Origin of the sequence: Tolypothrix campylonemoides VB511288_2 (genome assembly GCF_045999855.1) — a bacterium.
Lineage (GTDB): Bacteria > Cyanobacteriota > Cyanobacteriia > Cyanobacteriales > Nostocaceae > Scytonema > Scytonema bouteillei_A.
On record NZ_JBFPMW010000012.1, the window covers coordinates 268,217 to 290,999 of the forward strand.

The following is a 22,783-nucleotide window of genomic DNA, read 5'->3' on the forward strand; positions in this document are numbered from 1 at the left end:
CAATCTCATAGGAGAACTGATATGGCTTTGATTAAGCCAACCTACTCTATAGTTATACCGATATATAACGAAGAAGAAAATATTTCGGAAATGTACCGTCGTCTTTGTCAGGTGATGAAGCAGTTGGACGGGGAAACAGAGGCAATCTTAGTAGATGACGGGAGTCGAGACCGATCGCTGTTTCTAATGCGCGATCTCCACATGCACGATAGTCGGATAAGATACTTGAGTTTGGCGCGTAATTTCGGTCATCAAATCGCAGTGACTGCAGGTTTGAACTTCGTTCAAGGTAGGGTTGCGATCGTTATGGATGCGGATTTACAAGATCCACCAGAACTGATTTTGTCCCTGATTGAAAAATGGCGACAAGGTTACCAAGTTGTTTACGCTCAACGGGTATCTCGCAAACAAGAAAGCTGGCTAAAGCGCTTTACGGCTTTTGCTTTTTATCGCATTCTCCAAAGGTTATCTGATGTAGACATACCATCGGATACGGGGGATTTTTGCTTGATGGACAGGCAAGTTGTTGATGTCCTCAACTCCATGCCAGAACGCAATCGCTACATTCGCGGTTTAAGGGCTTGGGTAGGGTTTCGCCAAACTGCTGTTTACTTTGAAAGAGAACCTCGTTATGCGGGGAAAGTCAAATATACCTTTGGTAAATCTTGGGCGTTAGCACTGAACGGAATTATTTCTCTGTCACGAGTTCCCCTGCGGTTGGCAACCTATTTGGGGTTAGTGTCAGCTGCCGCCGCTATACTGATGATATTTCTCGTACTTTACTGGCGCTTATTCGATCGAGCGACTCCATTAATGGGCTTTACCCTAATTACCATTGCTCTATTCTTTATCGGTTCTGTTCAATTATTCTGCATTGGTATTCTTGGGGAATACATTGGTCGTATCTATGAAGAAGTGAAAGGGCGTCCTATTTATACGTTGAAAGAAACTGGGGGGGTTTCTCAACCATCGGTACTTCAAGCACAAACAGTGAGTAATACACACTAATCATCAACCACTAACATGAAAACAAAAGTAATAATTCCCAGTACAGTTGTTTGGATGATTGGTGTTAGTGCCGTTATTCTCTTTGTGTCTAGCAGTTTACGACACATCCTCTTTCAATCAACTGCTTTTGATTTAGGAATCTTTGACCAAGCCGTTTACTTGATCGGTCAAGGTCAACCGCCCATTTCTTCTTTCATGGGCTATCACATTCTTGGGGATCATGCTGCTTTTGTTTTCTATCCCTTAGCTTTGCTATACAAAATTTATCCCAGCGTTTACTGGTTATTCGCCATACAGGCAATAGCTTTAGCGATTGGTGCTTTGCCGACTTGGTATTTGGCACAAGAAGCTAAATTGACAGATCGGCAATCGATAGCAATGGTAGCTGTGTATTTACTGTACCCACTCGTTTACAATATCAATTTATTTGATTTCCACCCAGAAGTCATGGCTCTTCCCTTGATATTAGCGGCAGTATGGTGGGCAAAACAGGGTAAGATTGGCTGGTTTTGTTTCGCCATTGTGTTTATTTTGGGATGCAAAGCCGTCTTATCACTTACAGTAGCAGCTATGGGTGTTTGGCTACTGCTAATTGAGAAGCGGCGTTTCTGCGGTGCTTTTGCTATTAGTACTGGTATTGCCTGGTTTTTCATCAGTTCTCAAATTGTGATTCCTTTTTTTAGTGGTAGGGAAGCAGCCGCAGTTGGGCGTTACAGTTATTTAGGAAACTCAGTTGTAGAAATTGCTCAAAATTTGGTATTGAAACCAGGAGTTGTGTTGGGAAAAGTCTTTTCTTTAGAGAACTTAGGATATTTAATTTTGCTTTTAGTACCTGTTGCTTGGGGTCTGTCTTGGCAAAGTCTCAAACCTTTAATAGGAGCCGTTCCGTGTGTAGCCCTCAACCTAATAGCTGATTACCAACCACAAAAAGATTTAGTCCATCAATATTCTCTACCAGCACTTCCATTTTTATTGTTAGCTGTTATTGCCAGCCTCGCTGCAAATCGAGGATGGTTGCGGAACCAAAAAGCAATTATTATATGGTCTGCAATTACATTTTTAAGTTTAGCTAAATTTACCCATTTTGGCGGCAAATATTTAGAATCTGTGGATAATTGGCAAGCTACATGGGAAGCTGTTGCTCGAGTTCCATCAAAAGAAAGTCTTTATACGACAGCTTCAATTTCTCCACATTTGTCACAACGACAGTTTATTCAATTGACCAATGCTGATGTGCCTCCAAAGGATTTAGCTCAGTTTCAACACGTCTTGCTTAACGTTCGCCACCCAGGTTGGGCTAGCAATCAACAGTTTGCTTCTAGTTTGGTTAATCAACTGAAAAGTCATCCAAAATTTCAATTAAATTACGATCGCGATGAGGTTTATTTGTTTTCTCAAAAACAACCATGAAGATCCCAAAAATCTTTATTCAAGGATTCTTTTTTGCAATAACCATGTGGCTGACGAGTCGGTTATTTATTGCAGTGTTCATGCTGTCGATCGCTCCTTTATTACCATCTCCACCTGGGGGTACTGCAGCCACATTTAGCTGGGACGTTTTTTATGCTTGGGATAGCGGAAACTATAAGGCGATCGCAATTGATGGTTACACTGATTCTCAAAATGGAAAGCCATCTGTAATTGTTGCTTTTTTTCCATTATTTCCTTTAATTGTTCGAGCAATAATGAGCGTTGGCTTGCCTTTTCAAATAGCAGCCGTGCTGGTGAACAATCTAGCATTTTTAGGAGCGCTCATAGTGTTATACGCTTGGATAAACGAGCGTTACGGGGTCAATGTAGCAAGGTGGACAACGGCTGTTTTGGCATGGTTTCCCCTGTCTTTGTTTGGTACAGTTATTTACACTGAAGGCTTGTATCTTCTTTTTAGCACGGCTGCTTTACGGGCTTTTGATAATAAAAAATACGGTGAGACTGCCCTTTGGGGTTCTCTAGCCACAGCAACGCGTCCCACCGGCATTGCACTATGGATATCATTTTTGCTGGTTGCAATACTCGAGCGCAGAGGGATCAAAGCTTTTTTTGCCAGTTTAGCCACTGGTGGCGGTCTACTTTTGTTTAGCCTCTACTGCCAAATAAAATACAATGACCCCTTGGCATTTCTCCACGCACAAAAAGCATGGCGTTCTTCATGGGGATTTGAGTGGGTGGGTTGGTTAAAGATGTTTATGCAAATTATTGTTGGTTCAACCAATTGGAAGTACGGCTATATAAAAGACCTCTGGCATCCATTGCTATTTGTAATGGTTATCATTATTGGATACTTGTTATGGCGTTTTCGCAAACAATTAGCTGCTAGCAAGGTCAGATACGGCTTTGTTTTCTTGGGGCTACTCCTTTGGCTGCTAGCTGGAGATCCCCTAACTAACGTTGTCATGATTTTCGGAGGAATCTATCTACTGTGGCTTTTGCGGACTGAACTCAGAACGATCGCACTGGTTTATGGATTGTGTGCGATTGCCATGCTACTGGCTTCTGGAAGTACAATTTCCCTAAACCGTCTGGCTTACGGCGTTGTATCGCTGTCAATAGCACTTGGTATGCTGCTCAGCCGTTATCCTCGTTGGGGATATATTGTTCTATCCTCCCTTTCCATTCCACTGGCTAGCTTTGCTGTACGATTTGCTCAGGAATTATGGGTAGCATAAGACAATAACACATATAATGCAGATTAAAGCACAATTTCTCTTGAATTCATAGAAATTTTAAATACAATAGACTTGCTTTAAATAAGCTTTAATTCTTTGTATAGGATTTCACTCTGTTGTTAGATAGTAAAATCCTGCAAGAATACCACTATAAATATGTAGAGAGTCTAATTTATGAAACTTATAGTTAATTCAGTATTTATACTGAAAACATATATGTCAAGTTTAGAATATTAATGAGGTAATAGTCGTCATAAACTTGTGATTGTAAGTTTTCTATTAAGGCGACTGCTTTACACTTACTTTAGTACAGGCTGAGGAGTACCAGAACTGGAGTCATTGAGAGTACAAAAGTCAAATTAATTCAAGCACACCTTGTAAAGATAGGTTGATGACGTTTGCATTAACCGGAGATTGTAATTCTCAAGAAGAAACATATTAAGTCAGTCCGCGTCTAGCTTCTTATCAAAAAAATGAGAAGATGTTAAATATGTTCAAACTTTAACTTTTTTTTCTAGAAAAGCACAATATTCAGCAGTAGAATATACTGGGTTATACAGTTTTGAATTTTGGCGTTGAGATTTTAGATAGACCGATCTGATGTGACTTGGCTGATAGCCTATAACGTGTCGCAAAGATTTTTCCAATCTGTTTTTATATGCCAACAATCCTTAGTACTTATGAAATACAAAATTTATGTCCGAACATACAATCACTTTTATCTTTGCTGACTGTTCGTAGCAATATAACTGCTAAGTCACATTGTATTTGCTAGCATCGAAACCTTATAATTTATTGGCTTAATATCTATAATTTGTTGTTAAGCCCGTATTTTAGTTTTCCATATTTTCGGAGACCTTCTGGAAATATCTAAGTATTTAAAGAAAGATGTGCTATAACATACCGTCATACCGTAGCTGACGGTTCCACAAGTGAAGGAGCGCTTGAAGTGGAAAGCAATAAATCATATGTTTGGTCTCAAGGAATATTTATAGCATTAGTTGCTTTATGCGGTAGTTTTAGTCTTGGTTTGATGATGCCTATCAACCCAAATGCTTCTAAAGCTCAGATTGAACAACCTGTAAATTTAAAAGAAATAGCAGCCAGCACGGGAAATCAACAGCGAGTTGAGAAATTCAAGACAGCCATGATAACAACTTGGCAGCAAGAAGCAAGCATAAAGGGTCTTTCCTATGCCATCCCATCACGCTTTCAAGGTGTCACTATTAAAAGTGCAAACCAGATAACAGGTGAAAAAGCTATTGCGTTAACTTTTGATGATGGTCCTTGGTCTGGAGGAACCGTACAGATACTAGATATTCTTAAGAAAAATAATATAAAGGCTACCTTCTTTGTCGTGGGACAGATGCTGAAGGAACACCCAGAATTAGCCAGAAGAATAGTAGCAGAAGGTCACATTATAGGTAATCATACGTGGCATCACTGGTATCACCAATTTAGTCCTCAAGCCGCAGCGTATGAAATCGAAACGACATCAGACCTAATTTATAAAACGACAGGTGTAAAAACAACTTTATTCAGACCACCAGGTGGAATGATGCACAACGGCTTGGTGAATTATGCTAAAAATCAAAAATATACAGTCGTTATGTGGTCTGCTGACTCCGTTGATTACAGCCGTCCTGCTGTACCCAGGCTGGTTAGGAATGTTATGAAAGATTCTAAATCAGGTGGAATTGTACTGATGCACGATGGTGGTGGAAATCGCACAAAAACTATCCAAGCATTACCGCAAATTATTAATAACTTTAAAGAGCGGGGCTATCGTTTTGTAACTGTTCCAGAACTTCTAGAAATGGAAGACAATGGCATCAAGTTAGCAGAAGCTAAGAAAGGTACTGTAACAGCAGTTAAAAAGAACAAGCGATCGGCGAACAGTGACCGATAACCGTAACATCTCATTCTTCCTCGATCCGAGGCGGAGCCTGGGAATGCCTTTAAGGAGGCTCCGCCTCCCCCAATAGGAAAAACCCTTGCCCGATGAGAAAAGGGGTGAGGGTTTTTTAAATCGGTGTAATACTAAATCCGGTTTTATAACCCCTTTTAGCCTAACGATTGGAAATCGCGGCTATACAAACGAAGTCCCTTCGGGTTCGCCAGTTCCCTACGGCGGGAAACCCGCCTGCAGGACTGGACTCACCGCCTACGCGGACTAAATTATAAACGGGGTACAAGACGAGGATTCAGTATAACTCCTTCTTTAGAAAAAAGCGGCTGTGACCCTGTGGAAAGTTTGGTAACTCACCAAATACGACATATCCACGTTTCTGATAAAACTTTGGAGCCTGAAAACTGAACGTGTCCAAATAGGCAGTTTGTAACTTCTTGAGTACGGAAGGCGGAGCCTTTGCTAAGGCATTCTCAGACAGAGCCACCGGAATCGAGGGAGGTGTCTAATTCGCAATGACAGAGGTTTAAAAACATATCTTTTCATGTTTTTTAGCCTTTGTTTCAAAGAATCACTTCACGAAGCTGACTCAACTGCTGCTTCGGGATCGTATCTTTGTAACCAGTTAAAAATTCTCTCTAAGGCTTCTGTAAGTACTGACTATCTTCAGCTAATACTAAAGCAATTCCGACTAGGCTGTGAATTTTTCTAGAGATGGCTATACGCGAGCGCTCTCATTTGCTTATTTTCCTGTACTTAGCGTTCTTGTTCAGTAGAACTATAATGAAATGATATTCTCCCCTGTAAACCTTATTATGGCTATCTCAGAACTCGAAAAACAGCTGCTTCAGCTTTCCCCCAAAGATAAACTATACCTTATCCAACTCCTTGCTCAAAGACTGAACTCACACAATTCTTACCCCGATCGATCTACCAAACTTGCTGAATTTTTCCATCAATCTCCCTTAGCTGAACTTACTAAAGAATTCGATCTTAGCCAAGGCTGGACATTGCTCAAAACTCTTATCGAGTCCTTACAACCAGAAATCCAAACTGAAACCTCAGAATATCCGCTTCCTCAATTCTACGGTTGTATCCAAGATGAAACATTCTTTCGCCATCCTCAAGAACAACAACCAGAAAGAGAATCTATCCTGTGAAATTCTTGTTAGATACTAACACTTGCATTATCTATATGCGTGGTAAAAATCTCGCCTTAAAGCAGAAACTAGAATCTACTACTACCAAAGATATTGCTGTTTGCTCAATCGTCAAAGCCGAATTATTTTATGGAGCAATCAAAAGTGTTAACCCAGAACGTAATCTAACCTTACAGCAAGAATTTTTAGCTCAATTTATATCGCTACCCTTTGACGATTTCTCTGCAATGACATTTGGAATGATTCGCTCTGAGTTAGAAGCATTAGGTACTCCAATCGGAGCGTATGATTTACAAATTGCTGCGATCGCACTGACAAATAATTTAACTCTTATTACCCATAATACTAGAGAATTCAAGCGCGTTAATAACTTGCTGATTGAAGATTGGGAGATAGATAATTGACAATGAAACAAGCAGCAAAGTTATGCGATTCGCATGGCTCCTTTCTCGGTGTAAAATCCTTCCCTGTTTCCGGTAAAACTCCGGAGCTTGAAAACTGAATGTATCCAAATACACATATTGGCAACCTCGCTTCACGGCTTCTTGTTCCGCAGTAGCTAGAAGAGCATCCCCGTAACCTTCTCCGCGAAAAGACTCATAGGACAACAACCAGAACGCGAACCCATCTTGTAGAATTCCTACTAGATACTAACACTTGAATTATCTATAAGTTACGCGATCGCATTCGTATTACCTTTTTCTTTATTTGTAGTGCAAAGTTGGGTTTGGTAAGGTTCAACATAGTTTCATGTTACTTTTACAAAATTTTTGGGAATCATATAGCCATCGCCCTAAAAAGCATATTTATAAAGAAACATTTATGAAACCAGAAAGAAATAATAGTTTGGACAGATTAAAAGCATTAAGTATTATTTTTGTTTTGATATGGCATTTACAACCTATTAAATTTATTATAGATAGCAACTCTCATACACTTTTAGTTGTTATTGCAAGAATTTTTCTAGATTTACAACTTCAATTATGTTTAATAGCAGTTCCTTTATTTTATATAATTTCTCTTTATCTATTTTTTCAAAAACCCGAGCTTCAATCTTTAAAGAAAAGACTTATTAGATTGATAAAAATATATTTAGTTTGGTCGATTTTTCAAAATATTTTTTATATGATAATTTCACAAGAACTTCCTACTTGGTCTTGGGATATTATTACAGGTATACAACCAAGCTTACCATTAGTTGGAGATTCTGTGTTCTATTTCCTGTTTAATTTAATCATTTTATTAATCTTTGCTTTTTTATATCAAATACAATCAAAAAAGTTAAAACTGATTGTATCGCTTACACTTGTAGGGTTTTCTTTATTTTATTTTGAAGCACTTTACTTTTTCAATTCCAATCTTCCTTACCATTGGTTATTAAATTTTCTCATTTATATTCCTATTGCTTTTTATTTGGTAAACCATCCAGAGAAAATATTAAAGTTTAAAGGCTGCTATTTAATCGCATACGTACTGTTTTCTCTTCATGATATTTATTTGCGTATATATAACCAGATTCCCAGTATTTATGGTAGAGTTTCTATTGTTTGTGGAGCTTTGAGTATTTTTTGTTATATTTATTCACCTCAAAATAATCAAAAAAATTTGTTAGTAGAAAAAATAGCTAAATACTCTCTTGGTCTATTCGCATTACATAAGTACTGGCAATATTTATTTGTGTTATTACTTCAAAAGTATAAAATAGCTATGATGATTGGTATCTTTGGAATACCTTTAAACATAATTTTCCTGGTAGAAAGTATTTTTGTAATATTCTTTACTACTCTATCAATTTATTTGTTAAAATCGACTCCTTTTAAACAGCTTGTTACTTAGGTTCTCGGTCTATTATTCTAGCGAATTTCAATTGAGTTACCAAGTAGGTAATAAATTCTGGAAAAAAACGCTTGAAACCAGACCGAATAAGTTTTTCCTAAGCCAGAGTACATAATTAAGGCTCGTGAATCAATGCCTAATTAAACTAAAATATAATTACTAAATATCTGAATACATCACAACCTAATTCGCTCACTATGACAAGCATTACCATTTTTAACGTTGACGGCAACATTAAAAATCTTTTGCAACAACGTGCTGCAAAAAATGACCGTTCGATAGAAGAAGAAGTAAAAGAGATTCTCCCTCAGGCTTTAATAGAAAATCAAAAACCTCCTGTAAATCTTGTGAATATGATTGAAAAACGTTTTGCTCACTTGGGAGATTTTGAACTCGGAGAAGTGACTGGGGAACCTATGCGGACTGCACCCACTTTTGAATGATTATTCTTGATACTAATGTATTTTTTTAAAAAAATGACTCAATCTTGTGGGACGGGAGGCGGAGCCTCTGTTAAGGCATTCCCAGGCGGGAGCCTGGGAACGAGGGAGGGGTCTAATTTAAGCAGTAATACTCAACGAACCTACACGGAACTTAACTGCTTCTCGGTTGTGAGTTGAGAATTTGCTTCGGGGCTATCCGCTTCAGAAGGTGGAACTAATTGCCAGAACTTGGGCAAATACTCTTGCCAATTTTCTAGAATCATCTTTGCTTTGCGCGAACCAGTGCGTTCCGCATGGGCTTTAATTAACTCTTGCAATTGCTTCTCACCCGCAGGAGTCATAACTCGCTGAAGTTTAACAATTTCTCGGTTAACTAACTCAGGGAACATTCCGTCTTCATCTAGGAAGTAACCCAAACCTCCTGTCATACCAGCCGCTACGTTACGCCCTACTTTTCCAAGGACGACAACAACACCGCCAGTCATGTACTCGCAGCAGTGATCCCCTGCACCTTCAATCACGGCTGTTCCTTTGGAATTCCTCACTGCAAAACGTTCTCCTGCTAAACCGTTTGCAAATAGGAATCCTCCAGTCGCACCGTAAAGACAGGTATTGCCAACAATGACGTTTTGTGCTGGGTTATAGGTGGCTTCTACGGGCGGTTTAATAATAATCTCACCACCATTCATCCCCTTACCAACGTAGTCGTTAGCCTCTCCCTCTAATGTCAAAATCATACCGGGAAGATTGAAAGCACCAAAACTTTGCCCGACACTTCCTTTGAAGTTGAGGTTGATTTGTCCTTCAAAACCACTGTCACCGTACTGTGATGCGATCGCACCCGCCAACCGCGCACCGACTGTTCTGTCAGTATTCACGATCGCCATAGTTTTGCTGACCGTTGATTGGTTGTGAATAGCCGCCTGAATATCCGGATCGCGCAACAATTGGTCATCCAAAACAACACCATTGCTGTGAACTTCTTCATGCACCAGCCAGCTGCGATTTTCCCGAGAATCGGGTAACTGAAGCAAGCAATTGAGATTCAGCGCTTGCGTCTTTGTCGTGCGTACATCCTCACGCACTCTCAACAGATCGGCGCGTCCAACAATATCTAGCAAGGAACGGTAACCGAGTTTGGCTAACAGACTGCGAACTTCCTCTGCAATAAAGTAGAAGAAATTCACTACGTGTTCTGGCGTACCGGGGAAGCGTTTCCGCAGTTCCTCTTTCTGAGAAGCAACACCTACAGGACAATTGTTGGTGTGGCAGATTCTTGCCATGATACAGCCTTCAGCAATCATGGCGATGGAACCAAAGCCAAATTCTTCTGCTCCCATCAATGCGCCCATCAGCACGTCCCAACCTGTCTTCAGCCCGCCGTCAACACGTAAAACTACGCGATCGCGCAAGCTATTTTGCATCAACACGCGATGCACTTCCGTTAACCCCAATTCCCACGGTGAACCAGCGTGCTTAATAGAACTCAGTGGTGAGGCTCCCGTACCGCCATCGTGACCGGAAATCTGAATAATATCAGCATTTGCCTTCGCTACCCCTGCAGCAATGGTACCAATACCGACTTCTGCAACCAACTTCACCGAAACTTGAGCTTTGGGATTGATTTGGTGCAAGTCGAAAATGAGTTGCGCCAAATCCTCAATAGAATAGATATCGTGGTGCGGTGGGGGTGAAATCAGCGTCACTCCCGGTTTGGAACGCCGCAACATGGCAATATAAGGGCTAACCTTTTTCCCAGGAAGCTGTCCGCCTTCACCCGGTTTTGCACCTTGAGCGATTTTAATCTCAATTTGTTTGGCGCTGACCAAATACTCTGGTGTAACACCAAAGCGTCCCGAAGCAACTTGCTTGATTGCACTAGAAGCTCTGTCTCCATTCCGCAGACCTTTCAAATGAGGTAAGGTAGCTGAGTTACCAGAACCATCCACATCATCCAAGATTTTGTATCTAACGGGATCTTCCCCACCTTCTCCAGAATTGGATTTACCCCCGAGGCGGTTCATGGCAATTGCCAAAGTTTCATGTGCTTCTCGTGACAGTGCGCCTAAAGACATACCACCAGTACAGAAGCGCTTGACAATCTCGCTCACTGGCTCTACTTCTTCAAGAGAAATGGGAGAGCGATCGCTTTGGAAATCAAGCAAGTCGCGCAAAGCTGTAAGCGTTCTTCCTTGCAAGTATTTCTTGTAAACTTCGTAGTGATCGTACTTCTTCCCGTCTACGGCTTTATGCAACGCTTTTGCCAGTTCCGGGCTGTTCATATGGTACTCGCCACCGGGACGGTAGTTGACAAAGCCTAGGTTTTCTAACTTCTTGGCGATCAATTCTGGGAAAGCCTTGCAGTGAAAAGCCAGAACTTCTTGTGCTAATTCACTAACACTCAAACCCCCTACGCGAGAAGCTGTTCCATAAAATCCCAGTTCCAGTAAATCCTGACCGATACCAATTGCTTCAAAGATTTGTGCGGCTTGGTAACTCGAGAGCAAAGAAATCCCCATCTTCGAGAGAATCTTTAACAACCCGCTTTCTACTGCTTTACGGTAGTTAGCAAGGGCTTGCTCCAAACTCATGGCAGTAATTTTGCCCCGTTCCATAAACTGTTGGGTTTTGGGGTCAAACCACCAACTGCGGACGGTGTCCAAAGCCATGTACGGACAAACGGCTGCTGCACCATAACCGATCAAGCAGGCAAAATGATGGGTACTCCAGCATTGTGCGGTATCCACAATCAAAGATGTTTTCATCCGCAGTCCTTCGCGGATCAGGTGATGGTGGACTGCACCTATTGCCAGCAAGGGAGGAATGTAGGTGTACTCTGTCCCAATTCCCAGTTCATTGTCTGCTTGAATGCGATCGCTCAATATCAAAATTTTTGCACCTGCCCGCACCGATTCAGCAGCTTGCGCTTGTAAGGTTTTGACTGCGGCTTTCAACCCTTCTGGACCTTTCTCAATTTCAAACAGGGTTGATAATTCAGCTGTTACAAATCCCGACAGTTTGATAGCCTCCAACTCTGCCTCTTGCACAACTGGTGAATCTAGCATCAATCTGCGGGCATATTCTGGCTTCGGCTCCAGCAAATTGCCCCGTTCTCCCAGTTCTACTTTTAGAGACATCACCAGACTTTCGCGCAAAGGATCGATCGCTGGATTGGTGACCTGAGCAAAGCGCTGTTTGAAATAGTCGTACAGCAAGTGTGGTTTTTCTGACAATACTGCTAGAGGAATATCGTCTCCCATGCAGAAAGTTGCTTCCTTACCATCTATCGCCATTGGCTGAATCACCATTTCCACATCTTCTGTGGTGTAGCCAAAAGCCATCTGTTGCTGGAGGAGAGTTTGTTTATCTGGGGGAGCGGATGAAGATCCATGTCCATTTCCATTGCCGTTCCCCAGTCCCCAGTTCCCAGTTCCCAATTTCTGACGATACTGGCGCAACCATTCTCCATAGGGATGTTGCTTGGCTATGCGCTGCTTAATTTCCCAGTTCTTCAAAACTTCGTGGCTTTCCAAATCCACCGCAATCATTTGTCCCGGTCCGAGTCTGCCTTTCTCAATAATGTCAGATTCGGGAAAGCTCACCACACCTGCTTCTGACGCGACTACGATGTAGTCATCTTTAGTAATGCAGTAACGCGCTGGTCTTAAGCCATTGCGGTCAAGTGTTGCTCCTACTTTCCGCCCATCGCTAAACACCAACAGTGCGGGACCGTCCCAGGCTTCTTGCAAACCACTATAGTATTCGTAAAAGTCAACTATCTCAGGATAGGTTCGCAATTCTGGCTGATTTTGGTAAGCCTCTGGAACCATTATCATGATGGCTTCTAACGGGCTGCGTCCGGAATGCACTAGCAACTCAAACACGTTGTCTAAATTTGCTGAGTCGCTGCTGTCAATATTGACAAATGGCTTAAGTTCGTTAATCAAATCACCCCAAACGGGATGATTTAAACTTGCTTCTCTAGCCATCATCCAGTTGATATTTCCCAACAGGGTGTTAATCTCTCCATTGTGACCCAAAAGCCGCATGGGTTGAGCCAGAGGCCACTTGGGCATGGTATTGGTACTAAAGCGGCGGTGATAGACTGCGAAGGGGCTTGTGTAGGATGAATTTTTTAAATCTTGATAAAAATCTCCCAATACAGCCGAACGCACCATACCTTTATATATAATTGTGCGGCTCGAAAGCGAGCAAACGTAAAAGTCGTCTGACCACCTGTTATCGTTTTGGCGAACGGCTTTATGAATTCGACGACGCGTGATATACAGCGATCGCTCTAATTCATCACCTTTTTTCTCTTCTGATGCTACAAAAAGTTGTTCGATTCTGGGTTGATTTTCTCTTGCTTGTACCCCCAATAATTGAGGTCGTACTGGAACCACTCGCCAGCCCAATACAGTTAAATTCTCCTCAATGGCTATTTGCTCCACAAGCGCCCTTGCTTTTTGGGCTGATTCTTCATCTTGCGGTAAAAATATCATTCCTACAGCCATGTGAGCCGTAGCAAAACCTTGTTTCCCCCATGCTTCGAGATCCTGTTGGAACAACTCCCACGGCAGAGCCGTCAATATTCCCGCACCATCACCCGAATCTTGGTCTGCACTACAACCACCCCTATGTTCCAAACAACTTAAAGCACCTAAAGCTTTTTCTACGACTTCATGGCTAGCTTGATTTTGGCGGTGGGCAATAAAACCCACACCACAAGCATCTCGCTCTTCCACTAACCATCTTTGACCTGGATAGATATACCCGTTAGTAATATCAGAATGTGTCATGTTTTGTTGTTGATTCATCCTTTTGTTATCCCTGACAACGTGAGTTACGAATTTTGCTACTTCTGGTTGGGAAAATTTCTAAATTGCAAGATGGAAAATACAGAGTGACTGATTTTTAGGGAAAAAAAATTTTAACTTCGGGCTTTTATTTTTGTTTGACCCGTGTTAAAATCTTTGGGATATTTTTTTATGTCTTTATCCTGAGTAAATTAAACTACTTCCGAACTTATAAGTTTTTACTTAAGTACGCTCACTAAGTAAATTGCCCAGTCCTTTTCCAATCTTCTACTTAATAAGCGAGGTTTACCCGAAACAGATGTGAAATACGATCTCACGACTCTTAACGGGAATATTATTCGGATTTAGCAACAAAATCAGCGTATTACACTATATACCCATTTGACAATTCCTATCCTACAGATCTCTTGTGTTTTCTGACTTTTTATTTGTTATTCTTTGCTACTTGTATTGCCACTTGCTTGACTTCTGAATAAGAATAAAGGATAAAGGGCAAAAGCTTCATCTGTTGAATGGATACAAATTTCTAAATTTATCTGCGAAAAAAATATTTAACACGCAGTGTCTGCATCCCTAGCCCCTACTTCATCTGTGAGGTACACTTTATCCTTCATACTTTATACTTCATCCTTCTTTTTACAGCAATCCAATACGTCTGCGATTATCAAAAATTGCATAGCACTCTTGTAACAATCGCATTCTTAAAAAAAATCTTGTTTTCAGAGATAAAAAGCCCATATATACAATATCACATTCCAATCACAACAAAACTCTTGTCATCATTTTTTGATGTTTCAAGAAGTGAGTTGCCCAAATTGTTTTCATAAATACATTGGTAACTATGGTAAGAATACTGAGGTGTGTCCTAACACGAGATTGCTGTTTTGCACTCAATAAAAGTAGCGATCGTTTTCTTAAGGTTGTAATACCATCAGTACTTTCAACTCTACTTTGCCTGGTAGATATATATGATAGTGCCAAAGCACAACCTTCAACATCAAGCGCACCAAATCCAAAAACAATACCACAACCTTTGGCACCTGCATTACCGGGAGTAGTTTCCTATGGCGATCGAGTTGCTCTTAACGGGCGCATTTTACCTGGGGCTTGGTTGCAACAAAAGTCTCGGACTGGTAAGCTTAACACCCATCTGAATGATGGGGCTATCAAGCAATTACTAGGAGTCGATTTATTAAACAATAACAACCCTACCCAACAACCAGTACAGTGGTTTTCACCATCCACCAACCCTGTTGTTTTAACCAGTGTAATAACAACAGGATATCGCTATCTAGACATAACAAACTTTGCTAATACTGCCGGATGGAAGATACAAGCGAATGGTAACACTCTGGTAATTTCTACGCCAAATGCCCAGGTATTGAATATTCGTCAGGATAGACAAACTTTAGGTGATACCATCATTATAAATTTAAATCGTCCAACTCCCTGGCAAATTTCACAGGGATTACCCGTACCAAAGTCTCCAACTTCAACACTTGACGCTGACACCGCACCGCCCAAGCCCACCTCGCCACCAAATCGAGAATGGGTAGTGACTGTAGAAGGGATAGCCGATCCTAGTTTATTGGCAGTGAGAGAGGGAGAGAGTGAGAGAGGGAGGGAAGAAAGGACTTCATTATCAGATCGAGTTCCAACACCAGACTCGTTAATTCAAAAAGTAGAAGTTGCGAACAACCAAACAATAGTTAGACTTAGCGTTCCCTTTGGTTTTGCTCCTCGGGTTAATACTTTAGCCAACCCCAATCGCTTAAGCATAGAAATTCGACCCGATGCAATGCCAGAGCGTCGCATTGTATGGGCGACAGGATTGACATGGAGACAGCAGTACTTGAGTTTAGGTCAAGATAGCTTTCCAGTCACGTGGTTGGAAATTAATCCCCGTACAAGCGGGATAAAGTTGAAACCAATTTGGACAAATTCTGACACGATGATTGGAACCGCGCCTCTGGTTCAATTCGCACAACAACAAACAGCAGTTGCAGCTATTAATGGTGGATATTTTAACCGTAATAATCGATTGCCTTTAGGCGCACTTCGCCGGGATAGTTTGTGGTTGTCAGGACCGATTCTCAATCGAGGTGCGATCGCTTGGAATGATTCCGGACAGTTTTACATCGATCGCCTCACCTTACAAGAAAGCATAATTGTACCAAACAAGGTAGAGTTACCGATTCTCTATTTAAATAGTGGCTACGTTCAGAGTGGCATTGCTCGTTACACTCCTGCATGGGGAGCAACCTACACCCCCCTTACCGATAACGAAGTCATCCTGGTTGTACAACAAAATAAAATCCTCAATCAAATAACAGCAGGTAAAGCCGGAGAAACAGCTATTCCCATTCCTCAAGATGGGTACCTACTCACTTTTCGCGGGTTAGCTACAGCTAACGCCTTACAATTAACAGTAAATTCCACAATCCAGATTAAGAGTTCTACCATCTCCACTGAGTTTAACCGCTATTCCCACATAGTAGGGGCAGGTCCATTATTGTTGCGGAACCGTCAGATTGTGCTTGATGCCAAAGGGGAAAAATTTAGTGATGCTTTCATCGCAGAAAAAGCTGTTCGTAGTGGAATTTGTACGACAGCAACAGGAAATTTAGCGATCGCTGCAGTACACAATCGTGCAGGTGGTGCTGGGCCTACCTTAGCAGAACACGCGCAGTTAATGCAGCTTTTGGGGTGTGTAAATGCTCTCAATTTAGATGGTGGTAGTTCTACGAGTCTTTACTTGGGGGGTCAACTCCTCGATCGTTCCCCCAATACAGCAGCTCGCGTTCATAACGGAATTGGGGTATTTTTGGGGAAGTAGGGAGTGGGGAGCACCCCCTATCCCCCCTTGTCCCCAAACACTTTAAAGCTTTTAATAAGTCGCCATGTTCTTTAATGAAGAATTCGTGTAGAGATGTGACTTTGCGGAAATCATTGATTACACTTCCAGAGTTGATTTGCTATGGTTGGCAAAGTGGCATGAATCGGTCACTGCCAGAGATCTGAAACATCGATTGCGTTTTTTTCATCAATATTCTACAGGTACTGACGGTTTGTTCTGTCAAAAAATAATGAGGTAACTATGGTTCAAATTCAAGAGGCAACACAAGCTAATACATTGCCCCTTCCCCCAGCTGTGAGTGCTAGAGGCGTTGCTGCTACAGAACTTCGTCCTTGGGGTTCTTTTACCGTTCTCGAAGAAGGACGTGGATACAAGATTAAACGTATTGAAGTTAAGCCCGGACACCGCCTCAGCTTACAAATGCACCACCATCGCAGCGAACACTGGATTGTTGTCTCCGGTACAGCTAAGGTTGTTTGTGGCGATCGCGAAGTGCTTCTGAGAAATAACGAGTCTACTTACGTACCTCAGTGTACCGCTCATCGCTTGGAAAATCCTGGTGTTATTCCCTTGGTATTAATTGAAGTCCAAAATGGCGAGTATTTAGGTGAAGATGATATTGTTCGATACCAAGACGACTACGCTCGTACTCCAGATTCCAATCAAAAATAGCGCTGGCCGAGCGGCAGCACCGTTTATCTTATCGTAACGGCTGAAAGTTTTTATCCATAAATTCCAAACCAAATACGTTAGTTCACCTTGAGTGGTTAAGGACGGGTTAAAGGCTGTATGCCACAAGCCAATTTTGGTTTTGTGGGTCAGTGCTTTGCCTGTCCTTTTAGTATGTTGAATGCTACGGTTGGTGGGTATTGCTTGCCAAACTAAATATTGTGAAGAAATCAGCGCTAAATTTTTGATATAATATCGTAGCATGAGTTTTAATTGCATTGCGGAGCGCGATGATTCAACTGAGTTCAGCAGCTGCTAATGAAATTGAGCGACTCAAATCAAAGCAGCAGCCGTCATACACATTTTTTCGCCTAGCAGTTAAATCCGGTGGTTGTTCCGGGTTTTACTATGATATGTCTTTTGATGAGGCAGCGAAGCTTGGCGATCGCGTTGTTACCACTAGTGGTCTTCAAGTGGTTATAGATGCTGAGAGCCAAAAATATGTTGACGGTTTAACTGTAGATTACTCAGAAGATTTGATGGGTGGGGGCTTTCGCTTCCAAAACCCTCAAGCAAGCGCTAGCTGCGGTTGTGGTAATTCTTTCTCAATAGTGAAGGAATAGGGCTTGCGATCGAGAGTCCTAAGTGAAACAAAAATTGCCATTCGTCATTTGTCATTTGCTATTGATTGAGGCAAAGGACAAAGGGCGAATGACAAATGACAAAAAAACTTGACACAAAACCCAAAAGAAAAGCTATAATCAGGATTTGTTGTTACTTAGAATAAAAGCAGCTTTTCGCGCTGTAACTCATGCCAACAATACAGCAACTTATACGTACTGAACGCGAAAAAGCGCGTCAGAAAACCAAGTCCCCAGCTCTGAAGGAATGCCCTCAGCGCCGAGGTGTGTGTACTAGAGTATACACTACCACACCCAAAAAGCCTAACTCAGCTTTACGCAAAGTCGCGAGGGTAAGATTAACATCTGGATTTGAGGTCACAGCCTACATTCCAGGAATTGGTCACAACCTGCAAGAACACTCAGTGGTTATGATTCGTGGCGGTAGGGTTAAGGACTTACCAGGCGTGAGATACCACATTATTCGTGGAACCTTAGATACAGCCGGAGTCAAAGACCGCAAACAAGGTCGTTCTAAGTATGGAACGAAACGTCCTAAAAAAGCATAAAGTAGTGCTGAGTATTGAGTGCTGAGCAACACGCGTTTTCCTCAGCACTTGGCACTTTATGTAGAGATTGAATGAAGTAGCGGACTGGGGATTGGGGACAGAGGATTGGGAACTGGGGAGTAGGAATGAAGCGATTTTTAACCCCTGACCCCAACCCCCTAACTCCGACCTCATAAACCCTACTCCCTATTGCAAGATCGAAACTAAAGGTTACTAAGTATGTCTCGTAGAGGTGTAATTCAAAGGCGTCCAGTTCCTTCTGACTCTGTATACAATAGCCGTCTTATCAGTATGATGATTAGACGTATTATGCGTCATGGCAAAAAATCGTTAGCCGCACGCATTGTTTATGATGCTATGAAAACGATTCAAGAACGGACTGGAGGCGATCCATTAGAAGTTTTTGAAAGAGCAGTAAGAAACGCCACTCCATTGGTAGAGGTGAAAGCCCGACGTGTAGGTGGTGCTACCTATCAAGTTCCAATGGAAGTCCGTTCTGAAAGAGGTACAACTCTTGCGTTACGTTGGCTGGTTCAGTTCTCAAGATCTAGACCGGGTCGAACGATGGCAGGTAGACTGGCAAACGAGTTGATGGATGCAGCAAACGAAACCGGGAACGCCATTCGCAAGCGGGAAGAAACGCACCGCATGGCAGAAGCGAATAAAGCATTTGCACATTATCGCTACTAAAGAATTATGAATTATGAATGATGAATGGTGAAAAAGGCTGAATGACTCAAAATTTCATAATTCACAATTCATAATTCATAATTCAAAAGACGGTTTTCCGTAGAAGTATACTATCTTAACAAAGTGTAATATACAAGATATCATGAGGCGAAAACTATAGGAGGCAGCTGTGGCACGTAACCACCCGCTAGAGAAGGTACGCAACATAGGTATTGCGGCGCATATAGATGCGGGCAAAACCACAACAACAGAGAGAATATTATTTTACTCTGGGATAATTCATAAGATTGGTGAAGTTCACGAAGGAACCGCTGTAACCGACTGGATGGAACAGGAGAGAGAGCGGGGAATTACTATTACTGCTGCTGCTATCAGTACCAGTTGGAAAAACCATCAAATTAACATTATTGATACTCCCGGACACGTAGACTTCACTATAGAAGTAGAGCGGTCCATGCGGGTGCTAGATGGTGTTATTACAGTGCTATGTTCTGTAGGTGGCGTACAACCCCAAACAGAAACTGTATGGCGTCAAGCAGACCGCTACAAAGTGCCTCGCATCGTGTTTGTTAACAAGATGGATCGCACGGGCGCAAGCTTCTATAAAGTTTACGATCAAGTACGCGATCGCCTGCGGGCAAATGCTATTGCCATTCAGTTACCCATAGGCAGTGAAAGCGATTTCAAAGGAATCGTTGACTTGGTGAAGATGAGCGCATACATCTACAACAACGACCAAGGAACCGATATTCAGGAAACAGCGATTCCCGAAGATATGGCGGCTCAAGTAGAAGAGTACCGCACCAAGTTGATTGAAGCAGTCGCAGAAACTGACGACGCGCTGATGAACAAGTACTTCGAGGGCGAAGAACTGACCGAAGAAGAAATTCGCATAGCACTGCGGAAAGGAACAAATGCAGGTACGATCGTGCCCATGCTTTGTGGTTCCGCATTCAAAAACAAAGGCGTACAGTTGCTGTTGGATGCAGTGGTAGACTACCTACCCGCGCCAATTGATGTACCGCCAATCCAAGGTACAGTATCTTCTGGTGAAACTGTTGAACGCCGTGCTGACGACAATGAACCTCTATCAGCGCTGGCTTTCAAGATTATGGCAGACCCATACGGTCGTCTAACATTCGTTCGCGTATATTCTGGTGTTCTGAAGAAGGGCAGTTACGTTCTCAATGCTACCAAAGGAAAGAAAGAACGGATTTCCCGGTTGGTGGTATTAAAAGCAGACGACCGATTGGATGTTGACGAACTCAGAGCCGGCGATTTGGGAGCTGCATTGGGATTGAAAGATACCTTGACAGGTGACACGCTATGTGATGAAGGTTCGCCAGTCATTCTCGAATCCCTATACATTCCCGAGCCTGTTATCTCGGTGGCGGTTGAACCCAAAACCAAGAACGACATGGACAAATTGTCCAAGGCTCTACAATCTCTCTCGGAAGAAGACCCCACCTTCCGCGTGAGCGTGAATCCGGAAACCAACCAAACCGTGATTGCAGGGATGGGCGAGCTTCACCTCGAAATTCTGGTAGACAGGATGTTACGCGAATTCAAAGTGGAAGCAAACGTTGGTGCGCCACAGGTTGCTTACCGCGAAACCATTCGCAAACCCGTAACCAGAGTAGAAGGTAAATTCATCCGGCAAAGTGGTGGTAAAGGTCAGTACGGTCACGTTGTGATTGACTTGGAGCCAGGGGAACCCGGAAGCGGTTTTGAATTTGTCTCCAAGATTGTAGGTGGTTCCGTACCTAAAGAGTACGTATCCCCTGTAGAAGCAGGTATCAAAGAAACCTGCGAATCTGGCATATTAGCTGGATACCCACTCATCGATATCAAGGCAACCTTAGTCGATGGGTCTTATCACGAAGTAGACTCTTCAGAAATGGCTTTCAAAATTGCTGGTTCAATGGCAGTGAAAGAAGCAGCCATGAAGGCTACACCCATTCTGTTAGAGCCTATGATGAAAGTTGAGGTAGAAGTTCCCGAAAACTTCCTTGGGGATGTAATGGGCGACCTCAATTCCCGTCGCGGACAAATTGAGGGCATGGGATCTGAAGCAGGGCTTGCTAAAGTCACTGCCAAAGTACCACTGTCAGAGATGTTTGGCTACGCTACTGACATCCGGTCTAAGACTCAAGGTCGGGGCATCTTCTCAATGGAATTTAGCAACTATGAAGAAGTACCTCGCAACGTAGCTGAGGCAATCATCGCTAAAAGCAAAGGGAACGCTTAATTAGTAAAGGAAATTAGCATTCATGGCACGCGCAAAGTTTGAAAGGAATAAACCCCACGTCAACATCGGTACTATCGGTCACGTTGACCACGGTAAAACCACTTTAACAGCAGCTATCACCATGACCTTGTCAGCTCTGGGTCAGGCACAAGCAAGAAAGTACGATGAAATTGATGCTGCTCCAGAAGAAAAGGCACGGGGTATTACCATCAACACCGCTCACGTAGAGTATGAAACCGCAAATCGGCACTATGCTCACGTAGACTGTCCCGGACACGCTGACTATGTGAAAAACATGATCACCGGTGCTGCTCAGATGGATGGTGCCATTCTAGTGGTTTCCGCAGCTGACGGACCCATGCCTCAAACCCGCGAACACATCCTCTTGGCAAGACAGGTGGGTGTACCCAGCTTGGTTGTTTTCTTGAATAAAGAAGACATGGTGGACGACGCAGAACTTTTGGAACTGGTAGAATTGGAAGTCCGCGAACTTCTCTCTAGCTACCAATTCCCTGGCGATGATATTCCCGTTGTCATCGGTTCTGGCTTGCAAGCGCTGGAAAAAATGACTGCTAACCCCAAAACACAACGGGGCGATGACAAGTGGGTAGATAAAATATACTCACTGATGGATGCTGTAGACTCCTACATCCCCACCCCAGAGCGCGATGTTGATAAGCCCTTCCTGATGGCAGTAGAAGACGTGTTCTCCATCACGGGTCGCGGTACAGTAGCTACCGGACGTATTGAACGGGGTAAAGTCAAAATCGGCGATAACGTGGAACTTGTTGGTATCAAACCAACTCGCAGCACCACCGTTACCGGTATCGAGATGTTCAAGAAGAGTCTTGAAGAAGGTATGGCTGGGGATAACGCCGGAATACTACTGCGCGGTATCCAAAAAAATGATATTGAACGGGGAATGGTAATTGCTAAGCCCGGTTCTATCACTCCACACACCCAATTTGAAGGTGAAGTGTACGTATTGACAGAAAAAGAAGGTGGTCGCAAAACACCCTTCTTCGCTGGCTACCGCCCTCAGTTCTACGTGCGGACAACAGACGTAACCGGCACCATCAAAGCTTTCACCAGTGATGATGGCAGTGAAGCAGAAATGGTTATGCCCGGTGACCGTATCAAAGTGAGTGTAGAACTCATCAACGCCATCGCGATCGAGCAAGGAATGCGCTTCGCTATTCGTGAAGGTGGTCGTACCATCGGTGCTGGTGTTGTTTCTAAGATCCTCAAATAGTACCTTTGCACCTTAACTAAAAAAGGAGCAGAGATGGTA

General features: G+C 42.7%; 17 protein-coding genes. 15 read left to right on the plus strand and 2 right to left on the minus strand.

Going from position 1 to position 22,783, the window contains the following annotated elements; all coding sequences use genetic code 11:
• Positions 1-27 precede the first annotated feature (27 nt).
• The 6 genes from AB0756_RS29995 to vapC all read left to right on the plus strand — a co-directional run bounded on the left by AB0756_RS29995 (position 28) and on the right by vapC (position 7,147).
• Positions 28-1,008, plus strand: coding sequence for a glycosyltransferase family 2 protein (locus tag AB0756_RS29995; RefSeq protein ID WP_038076131.1), 981 nt, complete (start codon positions 28-30; stop codon positions 1,006-1,008).
• 15 nt (positions 1,009-1,023) lie between these two features.
• Positions 1,024-2,418: a DUF2079 domain-containing protein gene (locus tag AB0756_RS30000; protein ID WP_038075913.1), complete on the plus strand. Its 1,395-nt coding sequence runs from the start codon at positions 1,024-1,026 to the stop codon at positions 2,416-2,418.
• A complete protein-coding gene (locus tag AB0756_RS30005) occupies positions 2,415-3,674 on the plus strand; it encodes a hypothetical protein (protein ID WP_202048667.1) in 1,260 nt (419 codons plus the stop codon). The genes AB0756_RS30000 and AB0756_RS30005 overlap by 4 nt, the downstream gene beginning before the upstream one ends.
• Before the next feature lie 949 nt (positions 3,675-4,623).
• On the plus strand, positions 4,624-5,583 hold the full coding sequence (locus tag AB0756_RS30010) for a polysaccharide deacetylase family protein (protein WP_038075910.1): 960 nt from the start codon (positions 4,624-4,626) through the stop codon (positions 5,581-5,583).
• A gap of 815 nt (positions 5,584-6,398) precedes the next feature.
• Positions 6,399-6,743, plus strand: coding sequence for a hypothetical protein (locus AB0756_RS30015; RefSeq protein WP_063779573.1), 345 nt, complete (start codon positions 6,399-6,401; stop codon positions 6,741-6,743).
• Positions 6,740-7,147: a type II toxin-antitoxin system tRNA(fMet)-specific endonuclease VapC gene (vapC, locus tag AB0756_RS30020; RefSeq protein ID WP_038075907.1), complete on the plus strand. Its 408-nt coding sequence runs from the start codon at positions 6,740-6,742 to the stop codon at positions 7,145-7,147. Before AB0756_RS30015 ends, vapC begins: the two co-directional genes overlap by 4 nt.
• Here vapC and AB0756_RS30025 read toward each other — a convergent pair.
• Positions 7,067-7,354: a GNAT family N-acetyltransferase gene (locus AB0756_RS30025; protein ID WP_408019899.1), complete on the minus strand. Its 288-nt coding sequence runs from the start codon at positions 7,352-7,354 to the stop codon at positions 7,067-7,069. The two genes, vapC and AB0756_RS30025, sit on opposite strands and share 81 nt — an antisense overlap.
• Positions 7,355-7,493: 139 nt before the next feature.
• On the opposite strand from AB0756_RS30025, the gene AB0756_RS30030 reads away from it, so the two are divergent.
• Both AB0756_RS30030 and AB0756_RS30035 read left to right on the plus strand, forming a co-directional pair.
• On the plus strand, positions 7,494-8,579 hold the full coding sequence (locus tag AB0756_RS30030; RefSeq protein WP_038075904.1) for an acyltransferase family protein: 1,086 nt from the start codon (positions 7,494-7,496) through the stop codon (positions 8,577-8,579).
• Between the two features lie 197 nt (positions 8,580-8,776).
• Positions 8,777-9,022: a FitA-like ribbon-helix-helix domain-containing protein gene (locus AB0756_RS30035; protein ID WP_038075900.1), complete on the plus strand. Its 246-nt coding sequence runs from the start codon at positions 8,777-8,779 to the stop codon at positions 9,020-9,022.
• A 140-nt stretch (positions 9,023-9,162) separates the two neighbouring features.
• On the opposite strand, the gene gltB is transcribed toward AB0756_RS30035, so the two are convergent.
• Positions 9,163-13,839 (minus strand): glutamate synthase large subunit, encoded by a 4,677-nt coding sequence (gltB, locus tag AB0756_RS30040; RefSeq protein WP_038075895.1) that lies wholly within the window; start codon positions 13,837-13,839, stop codon positions 9,163-9,165.
• 841 nt (positions 13,840-14,680) lie between these two features.
• Here gltB and AB0756_RS30045 point away from each other — a divergent pair.
• The 7 genes from AB0756_RS30045 to tuf all read left to right on the plus strand — a co-directional run bounded on the left by AB0756_RS30045 (position 14,681) and on the right by tuf (position 22,744).
• Positions 14,681-16,675 carry a phosphodiester glycosidase family protein gene (locus AB0756_RS30045; RefSeq protein WP_038075891.1) on the plus strand — a complete coding sequence of 665 codons (1,995 nt, stop codon included), beginning with the start codon at positions 14,681-14,683 and terminating at the stop codon, positions 16,673-16,675.
• 261 nt (positions 16,676-16,936) lie between these two features.
• Complete coding sequence (locus AB0756_RS30050) at positions 16,937-17,368, plus strand: phosphomannose isomerase type II C-terminal cupin domain (RefSeq protein WP_038075886.1); 432 nt, start codon at positions 16,937-16,939, stop codon at positions 17,366-17,368.
• Between the two features lie 287 nt (positions 17,369-17,655).
• Positions 17,656-17,988: a HesB/IscA family protein gene (locus AB0756_RS30055; protein ID WP_038075883.1), complete on the plus strand. Its 333-nt coding sequence runs from the start codon at positions 17,656-17,658 to the stop codon at positions 17,986-17,988.
• Between the two features lie 188 nt (positions 17,989-18,176).
• Entirely contained in the window at positions 18,177-18,554 is a 378-nt protein-coding gene (rpsL, locus tag AB0756_RS30060) for a 30S ribosomal protein S12 (protein ID WP_017746068.1), read from the plus strand.
• A 219-nt stretch (positions 18,555-18,773) separates the two neighbouring features.
• On the plus strand, positions 18,774-19,244 hold the full coding sequence (gene rpsG / locus AB0756_RS30065) for a 30S ribosomal protein S7 (protein WP_038075881.1): 471 nt from the start codon (positions 18,774-18,776) through the stop codon (positions 19,242-19,244).
• Positions 19,245-19,413: 169 nt separating this feature from the next.
• Positions 19,414-21,492 carry an elongation factor G gene (gene fusA, locus AB0756_RS30070; protein WP_038075878.1) on the plus strand — a complete coding sequence of 693 codons (2,079 nt, stop codon included), beginning with the start codon at positions 19,414-19,416 and terminating at the stop codon, positions 21,490-21,492.
• 22 nt (positions 21,493-21,514) lie between these two features.
• Positions 21,515-22,744: an elongation factor Tu gene (tuf, locus tag AB0756_RS30075; RefSeq protein ID WP_038075873.1), complete on the plus strand. Its 1,230-nt coding sequence runs from the start codon at positions 21,515-21,517 to the stop codon at positions 22,742-22,744.
• The last annotated feature ends 39 nt before the right edge of the window (positions 22,745-22,783 follow it).

Excerpts from the sequence above, each read along its gene's own strand:
- AB0756_RS30000 (WP_038075913.1), top strand. The coding sequence starts at position 1,024 with ATGAAAACAAAAGTAATAATTCCCAGTACAGTTGTTTGGATGATTGGT.
- AB0756_RS30005 (WP_202048667.1), top strand. The coding sequence starts at position 2,415 with ATGAAGATCCCAAAAATCTTTATTCAAGGATTCTTTTTTGCAATAACC.
- AB0756_RS30015 (WP_063779573.1), top strand. The coding sequence starts at position 6,399 with ATGGCTATCTCAGAACTCGAAAAACAGCTGCTTCAGCTTTCCCCCAAA.
- AB0756_RS30030 (WP_038075904.1), top strand. The coding sequence starts at position 7,494 with ATGTTACTTTTACAAAATTTTTGGGAATCATATAGCCATCGCCCTAAA.
- AB0756_RS30035 (WP_038075900.1), top strand. The coding sequence starts at position 8,777 with ATGACAAGCATTACCATTTTTAACGTTGACGGCAACATTAAAAATCTT.
- gltB (WP_038075895.1), bottom strand. The coding sequence starts at position 13,839 with ATGAATCAACAACAAAACATGACACATTCTGATATTACTAACGGGTAT.
- AB0756_RS30045 (WP_038075891.1), top strand. The coding sequence starts at position 14,681 with ATGGTAAGAATACTGAGGTGTGTCCTAACACGAGATTGCTGTTTTGCA.
- AB0756_RS30050 (WP_038075886.1), top strand. The coding sequence starts at position 16,937 with ATGGTTCAAATTCAAGAGGCAACACAAGCTAATACATTGCCCCTTCCC.
- AB0756_RS30055 (WP_038075883.1), top strand. The coding sequence starts at position 17,656 with ATGATTCAACTGAGTTCAGCAGCTGCTAATGAAATTGAGCGACTCAAA.
- rpsL (WP_017746068.1), top strand. The coding sequence starts at position 18,177 with ATGCCAACAATACAGCAACTTATACGTACTGAACGCGAAAAAGCGCGT.
- rpsG (WP_038075881.1), top strand. The coding sequence starts at position 18,774 with ATGTCTCGTAGAGGTGTAATTCAAAGGCGTCCAGTTCCTTCTGACTCT.
- tuf (WP_038075873.1), top strand. The coding sequence starts at position 21,515 with ATGGCACGCGCAAAGTTTGAAAGGAATAAACCCCACGTCAACATCGGT.